Annotated in this window: 15 protein-coding genes; 12 read left to right on the top strand and 3 right to left on the bottom strand. The window is 61.6% G+C overall.

Features of this window, described 5'->3' with window-relative positions; all coding sequences use genetic code 11:
- Window positions 1-157 precede the first annotated feature (157 nt).
- The 5 genes from glyA (at window position 158) to J5278_RS12845 (ending at window position 4,426) form a co-directional block, all read left to right on the top strand.
- Window positions 158-1,456, top strand: a complete 1,299-nt coding sequence (gene glyA, locus J5278_RS12865; protein WP_209183404.1) for a serine hydroxymethyltransferase — start codon at window positions 158-160, stop codon at window positions 1,454-1,456.
- 9 nt (window positions 1,457-1,465) lie between these two features.
- Entirely contained in the window at window positions 1,466-1,942 is a 477-nt protein-coding gene (nrdR, locus tag J5278_RS12860) for a transcriptional regulator NrdR (RefSeq protein ID WP_111220512.1), read from the top strand.
- Between the two features lie 3 nt (window positions 1,943-1,945).
- Window positions 1,946-3,031, top strand: a complete 1,086-nt coding sequence (gene ribD / locus J5278_RS12855) for a bifunctional diaminohydroxyphosphoribosylaminopyrimidine deaminase/5-amino-6-(5-phosphoribosylamino)uracil reductase RibD (RefSeq protein ID WP_209183406.1) — start codon at window positions 1,946-1,948, stop codon at window positions 3,029-3,031.
- Complete coding sequence (locus J5278_RS12850; protein WP_209183408.1) at window positions 3,031-3,651, top strand: riboflavin synthase; 621 nt, start codon at window positions 3,031-3,033, stop codon at window positions 3,649-3,651. The genes ribD and J5278_RS12850 overlap by 1 nt, the downstream gene beginning before the upstream one ends.
- Window positions 3,652-3,856: 205 nt before the next feature.
- On the top strand, window positions 3,857-4,426 hold the full coding sequence (locus J5278_RS12845) for a cytochrome b (protein ID WP_209183410.1): 570 nt from the start codon (window positions 3,857-3,859) through the stop codon (window positions 4,424-4,426).
- Between the two features lie 3 nt (window positions 4,427-4,429).
- Here the strand turns inward: J5278_RS12845 and J5278_RS12840 are convergent, their stop codons facing one another.
- Both J5278_RS12840 and J5278_RS12835 read right to left on the bottom strand, forming a co-directional pair.
- Window positions 4,430-4,978, bottom strand: coding sequence for a GNAT family N-acetyltransferase (locus J5278_RS12840; RefSeq protein ID WP_209183412.1), 549 nt, complete (start codon window positions 4,976-4,978; stop codon window positions 4,430-4,432).
- Window positions 4,975-5,478 carry a cupin domain-containing protein gene (locus J5278_RS12835; protein WP_209183415.1) on the bottom strand — a complete coding sequence of 168 codons (504 nt, stop codon included), beginning with the start codon at window positions 5,476-5,478 and terminating at the stop codon, window positions 4,975-4,977. The genes J5278_RS12840 and J5278_RS12835 overlap by 4 nt, the downstream gene beginning before the upstream one ends.
- A gap of 180 nt (window positions 5,479-5,658) precedes the next feature.
- Here J5278_RS12835 and ribH point away from each other — a divergent pair, with 180 nt between their 5' ends.
- The 3 genes from ribH (at window position 5,659) to J5278_RS12820 (ending at window position 9,042) form a co-directional block, all read left to right on the top strand.
- Window positions 5,659-6,114: a 6,7-dimethyl-8-ribityllumazine synthase gene (ribH, locus tag J5278_RS12830; RefSeq protein WP_142829572.1), complete on the top strand. Its 456-nt coding sequence runs from the start codon at window positions 5,659-5,661 to the stop codon at window positions 6,112-6,114.
- A 3-nt stretch (window positions 6,115-6,117) separates the two neighbouring features.
- Window positions 6,118-6,600: a transcription antitermination factor NusB gene (gene nusB, locus J5278_RS12825; protein WP_111220519.1), complete on the top strand. Its 483-nt coding sequence runs from the start codon at window positions 6,118-6,120 to the stop codon at window positions 6,598-6,600.
- 297 nt (window positions 6,601-6,897) lie between these two features.
- Window positions 6,898-9,042, top strand: a complete 2,145-nt coding sequence (locus J5278_RS12820; protein WP_209183417.1) for a sodium-translocating pyrophosphatase — start codon at window positions 6,898-6,900, stop codon at window positions 9,040-9,042.
- A 58-nt stretch (window positions 9,043-9,100) separates the two neighbouring features.
- Here the strand turns inward: J5278_RS12820 and J5278_RS12815 are convergent, their stop codons facing one another.
- Window positions 9,101-9,610, bottom strand: a complete 510-nt coding sequence (locus J5278_RS12815; protein ID WP_209183419.1) for an outer membrane protein assembly factor BamE — start codon at window positions 9,608-9,610, stop codon at window positions 9,101-9,103.
- A gap of 211 nt (window positions 9,611-9,821) precedes the next feature.
- Here J5278_RS12815 and J5278_RS12810 point away from each other — a divergent pair, with 211 nt between their 5' ends.
- The 4 genes from J5278_RS12810 (at window position 9,822) to J5278_RS12795 (ending at window position 13,127) form a co-directional block, all read left to right on the top strand.
- Complete coding sequence (locus J5278_RS12810) at window positions 9,822-10,415, top strand: ubiquinol-cytochrome C chaperone family protein (RefSeq protein ID WP_209183421.1); 594 nt, start codon at window positions 9,822-9,824, stop codon at window positions 10,413-10,415.
- Between the two features lie 9 nt (window positions 10,416-10,424).
- Window positions 10,425-10,985, top strand: coding sequence for a DUF177 domain-containing protein (locus tag J5278_RS12805; RefSeq protein ID WP_209183423.1), 561 nt, complete (start codon window positions 10,425-10,427; stop codon window positions 10,983-10,985).
- Window positions 10,986-11,088: 103 nt separating this feature from the next.
- Window positions 11,089-12,150, top strand: a complete 1,062-nt coding sequence (plsX, locus tag J5278_RS12800; protein WP_142829565.1) for a phosphate acyltransferase PlsX — start codon at window positions 11,089-11,091, stop codon at window positions 12,148-12,150.
- Between the two features lie 5 nt (window positions 12,151-12,155).
- Window positions 12,156-13,127 (top strand): beta-ketoacyl-ACP synthase III, encoded by a 972-nt coding sequence (locus tag J5278_RS12795; protein ID WP_209183425.1) that lies wholly within the window; start codon window positions 12,156-12,158, stop codon window positions 13,125-13,127.
- The last annotated feature ends 56 nt before the right edge of the window (window positions 13,128-13,183 follow it).

Here is a 13,183-nt window from a genome sequence, read left to right as displayed (position 1 = left end):
ACGATGCAATATCCGACGAAAGCCGCGCTCTCTAGCGCGGCTTTCGTGTTTCTGCGGGCAGGACACCGCGGTTTGCCCAGCAAATGTCGCGGATCGTCTTGTGCTCGCAAGGCCGCGACGCTAAGACGTCATGCATTCCAGATCCGGAGATTTGACGATGACCCATCCTTCCACCGAACCGTTCTTCAATCGCCCGCTGTCCGAGGCCGATCCTGAAATCTTCGGCGCGATCACAAAGGAACTGGGTCGTCAGCGACACGAGATCGAACTGATTGCATCCGAAAACATCGTGTCGCGCGCCGTGCTGGAAGCGCAGGGCTCGATCATGACCAACAAGTATGCCGAGGGATATCCGGGCAAGCGCTACTACGGCGGCTGCCAGTTCGTCGACATCGCCGAAGAACTGGCCATCTCGCGCGCCAAGCAGCTGTTCGGCGTCGAGTTCGCCAACGTCCAGCCGAACTCCGGCAGCCAGATGAACCAGGCTGTCTTTCTGGCGCTGCTGCAGCCGGGAGACACCTTCATGGGCCTAGACCTCAATTCGGGCGGTCACCTGACGCACGGTTCGCCGGTCAACATGTCAGGCAAGTGGTTCAACGTCGTTTCCTACGGCGTGCGCGAAGGCGACAACCTGCTCGACATGGAAGAGGTCGCCCGCAAGGCCGAAGAAACCAAGCCGAAGCTGATCATTGCCGGCGGCACGGCCTATTCCCGCACATGGGACTGGAAGCGTTTCCGCGAGATCGCAGACTCTGTCGGTGCCTACCTGATGGTCGACATGGCCCACATTGCCGGCCTCGTAGCCGGTGGCCAGCATCCGTCGCCGTTCCCTCATTGCCACGTGGCGACGACCACGACCCACAAGTCTCTTCGCGGCCCGCGTGGTGGCATGATCCTCACCAATGACGAGGGTCTGGCAAAGAAGTTCAACTCGGCCGTATTCCCGGGCCTGCAGGGCGGGCCGCTGATGCACGTCATTGCCGCCAAGGCCGTCGCATTCGGCGAAGCGCTGAAGCCGGAATTCAAGGAATACGCCGCCCAGGTGGTGAAGAACGCCAAGACGCTCGCTGAAACGCTGATGGCAGGCGGTGTCGACGTCGTCTCCGGCGGCACAGACAACCACCTGCTGCTGGTGGACCTGCGCAAGAAGAATGCCACCGGCAAGCGCGCCGAGGCAGCCCTTGGCCGCGCCTACATCACCTGCAACAAGAACGGCATCCCTTTCGATCCCGAAAAGCCTTTCGTCACCTCCGGTGTCCGTCTCGGAACGCCAGCCGGCACGACGCGCGGTTTCAAGGAAGCCGAATTCAAGGAAATCGGCAATGTCATCATCGAGGTGCTCGACGGCCTGAAGGTCGCCAACTCCGACGAAGGCAATGCCGTAGTCGAAGCTGCCGTCCGTGAGAAGGTCCTGGCCCTCACCAATCGCTTCCCGATGTACGACTACATCGGCTGAGGGATTTAAATGCGCTGCCCATATTGCGGGACCGAAGACACCCAGGTGAAGGATTCGCGTCCGGCGGAGGATAACACCTCCATCCGCCGGCGGCGCATCTGCCCGGAATGCGGCGGTCGCTTCACGACCTTCGAGCGCGTGCAGTTGCGCGAGCTGATGGTCACCAAGAAGACCGGCCGCAAGGTTCTGTTCGACCGCAACAAGCTGGTTCGTTCCTTCGAGATCGCGCTGCGGAAGCGCCCGGTCGATCGGGACCGCATCGAGCGCGCAGTCTCCGGCATCGTCCGTCGTCTGGAAAGTTCCGGCGAGACCGAGATCTCGTCCGAGCAGATCGGCCTGCAGGTTCTGGAAGCCCTGAAGACGCTCGACGATGTCGCTTTCGTCCGCTACGCGTCTGTCTATCGGGACTTTTCCCATGCCGAGGATTTCGAAAAGGTCATCGCCGAGATCAACGCGAAGATCGCCCGCGATCCACTGGACGGCTGAGCGATGACTGGCCCAAAGTCGGCAACCGATGAATTCTTCATGGCCGAGGCCATCGCCCTCGGGCGTCAGCATCTCGGCCAGACCAGCACCAACCCTTCCGTCGGCTGTGTCATCGTCAAGGATGGCAGTGTTGTCGGCAGCGCGGTGACTGCTCTCGGCGGCCGACCGCATGCAGAGCCGCAGGCTCTGGCCGCAGCAGGCGAGGCGGCCCAGGGCGCTACGGCCTACGTCACGCTCGAACCCTGTTCCCATTACGGTCGCACGCCCCCCTGTGCCAATGCGCTGATTGCAGCAGGCGTTTCGCGCGTTGTCGTCAGCGTCGGTGATCCCGATGCCCGCGTCGCGGGTCGCGGTCTCCAGATGCTGCGGGCCGCCGGCATTACTGTCGAGACCGGCGTATTGGAGACGGAGGGCCGCCGGTCGATGGCTGGCTACCTCATGCGGCAGACTCAAGGCCGACCCTATGTCACTGTCAAGCTTGCAGTTTCCGCCGATGGCATGATCGGCAAGGCAGGCGCGGGACAGGTTGCGATCACAGGCCCGCAAGCCCGCGCCGCAGTCCAGCTTCTGCGCGCCGAGAGCGATGCCATCCTTGTCGGCATCGGCACCGCCATTGCAGACGATCCGCTGCTGACCTGCCGGGCGCCGGGTCTCGAACACCGCTCTCCTATTCGGGTGGTGCTTGATCGGAGGCTTGAACTGCCGCTGTCCTCGAACCTGGCAAAGACTGCCGGGGAGGTACCTGTGATTTCGGTTGGGCTCGTCAATGACGAGGACCGGCGCGCGGCTCTCCGGGATGCAGGGATCGAGATCCTCGATCAGGATCCGACAGATCTGGCGATGCTGCTGACGACGCTCGGCGGTCGCGGCATATCCTCGCTGCTGGTGGAGGGCGGCGCTAAGACCATCCGCAGTTTTCTCGCGGCCAGCCTCGTCGACCGCATCCTGCTATTTCAAGCACCCATCACCATCGGTAAGGGCGGCCTTGCATCGCCGGTTCAAAGCACCGATATCCCTGCAGGCTTCACCCATGTCGGCACCGAAGTCTACGGCGACGATCGCTGCGAAACCTATGAGAGAGACATCTGATGTTTACCGGAATTGTCACCGATATCGGCACCGTCGAAGAAGTTTCCCCCATGCAAGAGGGCATCAAGCTTCGCATCGCCACCATCTACGATCCGCAGACCATCGCCATGGGCGCATCGATCTCCCATTCGGGCATCTGCCTGACGGTGACCGGTCTTCCCGAAGGCGGAAGCAACGATCGCTGGTTCGAGGTGGAAGCCTGGGAAGAGGCCCTTCGCCTGACAACGGTTGGCACCTGGACGGCAGGCACCCGCATCAATCTCGAGCGCTCCCTGAAGATCGGTGATGAGCTCGGCGGCCACATCGTCTCCGGCCATATCGACGGCAAGGCCGAGATCTTGTGGGTTACAGAGGAGGGCGAGGCCACCCGTTATCGCCTGCGCGCACCAGAGCACCTCGCCAAATTCGTGGCGCCGAAGGGCTCGATTGCCCTAGACGGCACATCGCTCACCGTCAACGCCGTCGATGGCACCGATTTCGATGTTCTGCTCATCCGCCACACGCTCGAGGTCACCACCTGGGGCGAGCGCAAGGCCGGCGATTTCGTCAATTTCGAAGTCGACACCATGGCGCGATACGCCGCGCGACTGGCCGAGTTTCCGGCAGCGCAAGCGGGTTGAGGCCTGCGGCCATCATCAAACCGCTACCTTTTCGCTGCATTTTCGTAATCTTGGCGTAAGAAAGCTGCGTTAGGCGCTGCGGGTGCGCGAGATCAACGCGCACTTTTGAAAACTGCGGCATCGATGGGATCCGACCTTTTGCATCCATGTCTGCCTCATCTGCGTCGTAGCGTCGACGCCGTGTAACGGAAAAGCAGGAAATTCAATGTCCATCGAATCCTTGTCACCAGTCCGAGCCGGTCGCGCTATGCGATACGACAGCTGGACCATCGCCCTGCACTGGTTCTCGGCATTGCTCGTCATCGCCCTGTTCGCCTCGGCCATCACCTGGGATTACCTGCCGAGGGGCACGCCGCTTCGTAAATCGCTGCAGTCCCTGCATATTTCGATGGGCATCCTGCTCAGCGTCATCTTCATCGCGCGCGTCTTCTGGCGTTCGACCGGTGGCCGCAAGCTCGCCGCGCTGGAAACCGGTATCCAGCGCATCCTGTCGAAGAGTGTCCACCATCTGCTCTACCTCCTGCTGGCGGCGCAGATTGTGCTCGGCTATCTCTTCCGGTGGGCGCAGGGCGAGCCGTTCATGTTCTTCGGCCTGTTTTCGATCCCCAATCCTATCGGGGAGAACAAGGAACTGGGCCACTGGTATTCCTCGACACATTATTACGTGGGCTGGACGATTATCATCCTTGCATGTGGACACGCCGTTGCTGCTCTCGCGCACCATTACCTGATGCGCGACGGTGTGCTGAGACGGATGTTGCCGGCACGTGTCTGAGCCTTAAAGGCGGCGCGCACGTTCCAGCAGCGTGACCTCGGAGCCGAGGTAGGAAGTGGTGGTGACCTTTTCGAAACCGAGCTTCTCGGCCACCCGCAGGGAAGCACCGTGCTCCAAAGCGATGATGCAGGTCATGCGCTGCTCGGGGAAACGCTCCCGGCCCCAGGCCATCATCGCCGAGACCGCCTCGGTCGCATAGCCCTTGCCATGAAAGGCGGAGTTCAGCACCCAACCTGTCTCCAGCGTTCCCGCGATCGACGGTGTCATGTCACGCATTGCCTCCAGGAACCCGGCTTCGCCGATAAACACGCCGCTTTCTTTTTCTTCGATGGCCCAGAAGCCGAAACCCAGCATCTGCCAACTCCCCGCATAGCGAAGCAGCCGCGCCCAGCTTTGCTCACGCGAAAACGGCACCCCGCCGATGAAGCGGACCACGGCAGGGTCGGCCCACAGTGCGGTACAGGCCTCGAGATCGTCGAGCCGGTGCGCCCGCAGGACCAGACGCTCGGTGACCATCACCGGCACATTGCCATCAGCGGCCGCCATGCTCATGCGCCGGGGTCCCCGTCCCAGTAATCCACATGGCTCTCCTCCCGGCCGACGAAGCGGAAGCTCTTCGTTATGGCGTCGCCGGCCCGCGTCTTTGCCATGAACTTTCCGGAATCGGGATACTCGCAGATCTCGGTCCTCGCCATCGTCGACACAGCGATGAAGACGAGGGGCACGTCGCCGGTGTTGATCAACTGGTGCGCCGTTTCCGGGCCGCCCGCTGGAGCTCCAAGCACGTCGCCGGCCTTGACCGTAATCCGCCGCGCACCGAACCGGTAGTCGCCCTGACCGGACAGGATGATGAACGCCTCGTCCTCGACATGGTGGTTGTGGAACGGGCAGCCGGACTTGCCGGGCGGGACGATGTTGTAACTCATGCCCAGTTGCTTCAGCCCGATTATTGCCCCGAAGGAAGCGTCGCTGCCGCCGTAATATTCGCCCTGTTGCCAGTCTTCCAGCGGCAGCGCGTCGAGGCTGACGGCAACCTTGTCTGTGTCTGTCATACATAACTCCCTGTGGTGGACCAGATTAGCTGAACCCGTTAAGAGCGGGAAGGGCAGTCTTGCGCGGTTCCGGGCGCTCTATTGCCTGTCTGAGACCGAAAAACACTTGCCAACCGCGATACGGCATGGTTTGACGCCCGCCATGTCAGGCGTTCGCGCCACTCAAGATCCAGGTGCCGTATGTCCAGCTCATCCAATGCTCATATTCTGATTATCGAAGCCCGCTTCTATGACGATATGGCCGATGCGCTTCTCGACGGCGCCAAGCATGCGCTCGAAGAAGCCGGCGCAACCTACGACATCATCACCGTGCCCGGCGCGCTGGAAATTCCGGCGACCATCGCCATGGCGCTTGACGGCGCCGACAATGGCGGCACGGCCTATGACGGTTTCGTTGCGCTCGGCATGGTCATTCGTGGCGAAACCTACCATTTCGATATCGTTTCCAACGAGTCGTCGCGCGCATTGATGGATCTGTCCGTCAGCGAGTCGCTCGCCATCGGCAACGGCATCCTCACCGTCGAAAACGACGAACAGGCCTGGAGCCGCGCTCGCCGCAGCGACAAGGACAAGGGTGGCTTTGCCGCCCGCGCCGCCTTGACGATGATTTCCGTCAAGCAAAAGCTGGGTGCCTGAGCGATGAGCAACGAGGAAGTCGAGCGCCCGGTCAAGACCGCCAACCAGCGTGGCGCCGCGCGTCTTGCCGCAGTACAGGCGCTCTACCAGATGGATATAGGCGGCAGCGGCGTGCTCGAGGTCGTTGCCGAATACGAGGCGCATCGCCTCGGACAGGAAGTCGACGGCGAAACCTACCTCAAGGCCGATGCCTCCTGGTTCCGCTCGATCGTATCGGGTGTGGTACGCGAGCAGACGCATCTCGATCCACTGATCGGCCAGGCGCTGCAGGACGACTGGGCCTTGTCGCGTCTCGACAGCACGGTGCGTGCCATCCTGCGTGCAGGCACATTCGAAATCGTCGATCGCAAGGATGTACCGGTGGCCGTCATCGTCACCGAATACGTCGAGATCGCCCAGGCATTCTTCGGCGACGACGAGCCCAAGCTCGTCAACGCGGTGCTCGACCGCATCGCCAAGCAAGTCCGGGTCGAGACGAAGAAGTGATTCTCGCCTGAGTCGCCGTAGTAGTTCGAAAATCTACCCCTGCGCGCCGCTTCTTCGTCATCCCATCCGGCTTTTTCAGCCCTGATTTGGCTCGCTTTGCAGGATCGTCGGCGCTCCCGTGCATAACGACGGCTGTTTTTGCCACCCATGGCTTTTTGCCTACCGCCCGTCTTGACGCGCGGTTGTCCCGCACGCAATCTCGCCTTCCGCAAAGGCCGCTATCCTTGGAGGAGGTGGCGACCGATGCCTTTTGCGGCCGGGGGAGACAAGCGCCGGCTTTTTGGGAGGGAAGATCGAATGCTTATACTTTTTGGCGTCATTGCATGTGGGGTGCTGTCGCTGCTCTATGCGGGATGGGCGACCCGCTCGGTGCTTGCCGCCGACCAGGGCAATGCGCGAATGCAGGAAATTGCCGGCTATATTCGCGAAGGCGCGCAGGCCTATCTGACGCGCCAATATAAAACCATTGCCATCGTAGGCCTCGTCGTCTTCTTCGCCGCCTGGTGGCTGCTTTCGGGCGAGGCGGCGATCGGCTTCCTAATCGGCGCAGTGCTCTCCGGCGCCGCCGGCTTCATCGGTATGCACGTCTCGGTGCGCGCCAATGTCCGCACCGCACAGGCGTCGTCTGTCAGCTTGTCGGCAGGCCTCGATATCGCTTTCAAATCCGGCGCGATCACCGGCATGCTGGTGGCCGGTCTCGCTCTGCTCGGCGTCTCCGTCTACTATGGCGTCCTCACCGGCATTCTCGGTCACGATCCCGGCTCGCGAGATGTCGTCGATGCGCTGGTCGCACTCGGCTTCGGCGCCTCGCTGATCTCGATCTTTGCCCGCCTCGGCGGCGGTATCTTCACGAAGGGCGCCGATGTCGGTGGCGATCTTGTCGGCAAGGTGGAGGCCGGCATTCCGGAGGATGACCCGCGCAATCCCGCGACCATCGCTGATAACGTAGGCGATAATGTCGGCGATTGCGCCGGCATGGCGGCCGACCTGTTCGAGACCTATGCCGTCTCCGTCGTCGCCACCATGGTGCTGGCTTCGATCTTCTTTGCAGGCAGCGCCATCCTGCCGGTCGCCATGGTCTATCCGCTCGCCATCTGCGGCACCTGCATCATCACCTCGATCATCGGCACTTTCTTCGTCAAGCTCGGCCCCAACGGTTCTATCATGGGCGCGCTCTACAAGGGCCTGGTTGCCACCGGGCTGCTGTCGATCGCAGGGCTCGCCGTCGCGACATCGGTCACCATCGGCTGGGGCTCGATCGGAACAGTCGGCGGCGTCGATGTCTCCGGCCTCAACCTCTTCTACTGCGGTCTCGTCGGTCTGCTTGTTACGGCCCTCATCGTCGTCATCACCGAATACTACACCGCGACAGGCAAGCGCCCGGTGGTCTCCATCGCCCAGGCGTCGGTGACTGGTCACGGAACCAACGTCATCCAGGGACTGGCTGTTTCGCTCGAATCGACGGCGCTGCCGGCCATCGTCATCATCGGCGGCATCGTTGCCACCTACCAGCTCGGTGGCCTTTTCGGCACCGGCATCGCCGTCACGGCAATGCTGGGCCTCGCCGGAATGATCGTCGCGCTCGACGCTTTCGGTCCGGTCACCGACAATGCCGGCGGCATTGCCGAAATGGCCCATCTGCCGCCTGAGGTCCGCAAATCTACCGATGCGCTGGATGCGGTCGGCAATACGACCAAGGCCGTCACCAAGGGCTATGCCATCGGATCTGCCGGCCTCGGCGCCCTCGTGCTGTTTGCCGCCTATTCCAACGACCTGAAATATTTCGCCGCCCATGGCGACCTGTTTCCCTACTTCGCCAACATGGGGGCGATTTCCTTCGATCTCGCCAATCCCTACGTTGTCGCCGGACTGCTCTTCGGCGGCATGATTCCCTACCTGTTCGGCGGCATCGCCATGACAGCGGTCGGCCGCGCCGCCGGTGCCATCGTCGAGGAAGTACGCCGGCAATTTCGCGAAAAGCCCGGCATCATGCTCGGCACCGAGCGCCCGGATTACGGTCGGGCCGTGGATATCCTGACGAAGGCGGCCATCCGCGAGATGATCGTCCCTTCGCTGCTGCCGGTGCTGGCGCCAGTCGTGGTCTATTTCGGAGTGCTGCTGATATCGGGGTCGAAGGCCTCGGCCTTTGCGGCGTTGGGTGCCTCGCTGCTCGGCGTCATCATCAACGGCCTGTTCGTCGCCATCTCGATGACATCGGGCGGCGGGGCATGGGACAATGCCAAGAAGTCGTTCGAGGATGGTTTCGTCGACAAGGACGGTGTGCGGCACATGAAGGGGTCGGAGGCACACATGGCCTCTGTGACTGGCGATACCGTTGGCGATCCCTACAAGGATACGGCCGGTCCCGCCGTCAACCCGGCGATCAAGATCACCAACATCGTCGCCCTGCTGCTGCTGGCGGTGCTGGCTCGGTCAGCCTGATACAACAAAAAGCCCGCGGCGCATGAGTGCGTCGCGGGCTTCGTCTTGTTTGGTGGGCTTATTGGCCCGGGTTGACGGTGTTCAGCAGGTTCTTGGCGCCATTGGCACCCGTGCCGCTGCCCATCAGGACCTGCTGCAGGAAGGTCATGTCCTTGCCGCCTGTTGGCGTCGTGCGCGAAATCATGTCGAACGGCTTGCCGTCCTTCAGCGAGTAGTTCGCCCGCTGCTTCACGACACCGTCCGTGTCGAAGTAGATCGCCAGGATCGACTGGGCGACCAGGTGCGGCTTCATGAAGGCCACCGGGCGCGTACGCTTCTGGGAGATGTAATAAAACACCTCGCCGTCGAACGTCGCCGTCGTCGATGGCGTGCCCAGCGACAGCAGCACCTGCTCGCGGCTGGAACCGACCGGCACCAGATCGAGCGACTGCTGGTCGAAGATGTAGCCGCCATTCATGACGTCACCGGTCTGGCAGCCTGCAATCCCTGCGGTGGCAATCAGCAGGGCGATGGTGGCGCCCCGGATGAAAGTTCTGTCCGACTTGAAATCCCGTCGCGTCAACGACATCTCCCTATCTATCAATCCTGCGGCCGACCGCCCGGAACACTTGCTGCGCACATCATTATGGCGTTTCCGCGATATGCGGAAAATCCGGTGATGGACGAATGGCCCTGAAGCGACTGTCGTGGCACCAGGGCCGGACAGATCGGGCGGTTCCCGCAAGGGCACCAACGGCATTGCAATTCGCGCCTGCTTCGGTAAACCAGCTTTTTGACGGATGCAACAAGGGCCGGCGCCATGCGGCGCGCCGAATGGGCCAATTCTGGGAAATTCGATGATCTTCGGGCTCTTTGCCAAAAAGAATCACAATCGGACGATCGTCGAGCGGCAATATGCGGCCCTGACCGCTGCAGCCCGCCAGCCCGGCTTTTATGCCGTGCTGGACGTCCCGGACACGGTGATGGGCCGTTTCGAAATGCTGTCGGCCGTCATGATCCTGTTTTTTCGCCGCACCCGGTCGTCTCGGACCAGCGGCCAGGAGATTGCCCAGGAAATTGTCGATGCATTCTTCCAGGATATCGACTATTCGATCCGGGAACTCGGCGTCGGCGACAACGGCGTGCCGAAGCGGATGAAGAAACTGGCCGGCATGTTTTACGGTCGTCTCGAATCCTACGCTGCGGCGATGGACAGCAACGATCGTGAGGCACTCGCGCAGGCGCTACGCCGCAACATATATCCCGAACCGCGCGACGATGCGCCTGACATGCTGGGATTGGCCGACTGGATGATGTCGGCGGAAAACCATCTGTCGGGCATTTCGGAAGCGGAAATTGCCACAGGCTCGGCGTCACTGCCGGTGCCGGCATAGGAGGCAAAGATGAAGAACAAGACGGCGACAGCCGAAAACCCGTTTTCCTACAACGTCAAGGTTGGGCATATTTCGCTCAATCCGATCGAGGTGCGTCTCGAAGCCGACGAGGCTGAACGCACGGGCCTGGCTGCTCTGTGGAATGTCGTCTCGGTCGACGATCTCAAGGCCGAGCTGAAGATCTCCCGCTGGAAGCGCGATGGCGTCAGGGTGAGGGGCACTGTCAAGGCGCGGATCGTTCAGGAGTGCGTCGTGTCGCTCGACCCGGTCGCATCCGAGATCGACGAGGAGTTCGACCAGCTGTTCGTTCCAGAGGGATCGAAGCTCGCCCGCGTCCCGGTTCAGCCCTCAGGCGAATTGGTGCTCAACCCCGACGGTGACGACCTGCCCGAGACCTTTGTCGGCGATGTCATCGATGCCGGCTCTATCGTCACGGAATTTGCTGCAATGGGCATCGAACCCTATCCGCGCAAGCCCGGTCTGGACTTCGAGGACCATATCGAGGATACCGCCGACAATGACGTCAAACCGTCAGCATTTGCTGCTCTAAAGAACTGGAAGAAGGAATAGGCTTCCGCGGCCCCTTCGGCACAATTCAGTTGTAAGGCAAATGAAAAACGGTATTTTGGCCGAAATTTCGCCAAATGTGGCGGAAAAAAAGGATCAGTCAGGCGTGATCAGAATTTCTCTCGACCTTATGGGTGGCGACTTCGGCCCTGGAGTTGTCATCCCCGGTGCTGCCAAGGCGCTGGAAAGGCACCCGGAAATCTCCTTCCTGCTCTATGGCCGGAAAGACCTTTGCCAACCGCTGATCGACAAGTTTCCCAAGCTCAAGGCAAAGTCCGTATTCTACGATTGCGAAGTCGCAGTCGCCATGGACGAGAAGCCCAGCCAGGCGCTGCGTCGCGGTCGCAATGTCTCGAGCATGTGGCGCTCGATCGAAGCGGTGAAGCTCGGCGAGGCCGACGTTATCGTGTCCGCCGGCAACACCGGCGCGCTGATGGCGATGTCGAAGTTCTGCCTGCGCACCATGGCCAACATCGAACGGCCCGCTATTGCTGCGATCTGGCCGACGCTGCGCGGCGAGAGCATCGTACTCGACGTCGGCGCGACCATCGGTGCCGATTCGCAGCAGTTGCTGGATTTTGCCCTGATGGGCGGCGCCATGGCGCGTGCGCTGTTCGAGGTGGAACGACCGACGGTCGGGCTGCTGAACGTCGGTGTCGAGGAGATGAAGGGACAGGAAGAGGTCAAGGATGCCGGCCGCCTGATCCGCGAGGCCAATCTCGAATCGCTGGAATATTTCGGCTTCGTCGAAGGCGATGACATCGGCAAGGGCACCGTCGACGTCGTTGTGACCGAGGGCTTTTCCGGCAACATCGCCCTGAAGACGGCGGAAGGAACAGCCAAGCAGATCGCCGGCTATTTGCGCTCGGCGATGAACCGGACCCTGATGGCCCGCATCGGCTATCTTTTCGCCAAGGGTGCTTTCGACATGCTGCGTGAAAAGCTCGATCCGAGCAAGGTCAATGGCGGCGTGTTCCTCGGCCTCAACGGCATCGTCATCAAGAGCCATGGCGGCGCCACCGCTGACGCCTTCGCAGCAGCTATCGACGTCGGCTACGATATGGCCAAAAACGGCCTCACTCAGAAAATAGAAAACGATCTCAAGAGATATCATGCCATGCGTCTGCCGCCCATCGGGCCGGAAGCTGTCATGAGCGACGAGGTATAATCAGCATGATCCGTTCAGTAGTCCGCGGCTTCGGGGCAGCGCTTCCGAAGCGCGTGATGACCAATCGCGAAATGGAAACCGTCGTCGATACGTCCGATGACTGGATTGTCCAACGCACCGGCATCCGCCAGCGATACATCGCCGGAGATGGTGAGACCACCGCATCGCTCGGCGAAGCCGCTGCCCGTGCTGCGCTCGACAATGCCGGCCTGACGGTCGCTGACATCGACCTGATCATCCTTGCCACCTCGACGCCGGACAACACCTTTCCAGCGACTGCGGTCAATATCCAGAACCGTCTGGGCATGCACCACGGCTTCGCATTCGACCTTCAGGCGGTCTGCAGCGGTTTCGTCTATGCCGTCACCACTGCCGATGCTTACATACGCGGCGGCCTTGCCAACCGTGTGCTGGTGATCGGTGCAGAGACCTTCTCGCGCATCCTCGACTGGAACGACCGCACCACCTGCGTGCTGTTCGGAGACGGGGCAGGCGCGCTGATTCTGGAAAAGGCTGAAGGCGAGGGCACTGTTGCGGATCGCGGCGTGCTGACTGCCAGTCTGCGCTCTGATGGGGCACACAAGGACAAGCTCTTCGTCGACGGCGGGCCATCCTCGACGGGCTCCGTCGGCAAGCTGCGCATGGAAGGCCGCGAGGTCTTCAAATATGCGGTCGGAATGATCACCGATGTCATCGTTGCCGCTTTCGAGGCCACCGGCACCACTGCCGACGATCTCGACTGGCTGGTGCCGCACCAGGCCAACCGCCGCATCATCGACGGTTCCGCGAGGAAGCTCGGCATTCCGCCGGAGAAGGTCGTCATCACCGTCGATCTTCACGGAAATACCTCGGCTGCCTCCATTCCGCTGGCGCTTGCGACTGCTGCCGGAGACGGGCGGATCAAGAAGGGCGATCTGGTGATGCTGGAAGCCATGGGCGGCGGGTTTACCTGGGGTGCGGTGTTGCTGCGTTGGTAGCGGCCAAACCCAAATTCCGATTCCGAACAAGAGCTTGACCGTTCGGCGCAAGGGCA

Source organism: Rhizobium sp. B21/90 (genome assembly GCF_019355815.1).
Taxonomy (GTDB): Bacteria; Pseudomonadota; Alphaproteobacteria; order Rhizobiales; family Rhizobiaceae; genus Rhizobium; species Rhizobium rhododendri.
This window is presented reverse-complemented; position numbering and strand designations above follow the sequence as displayed.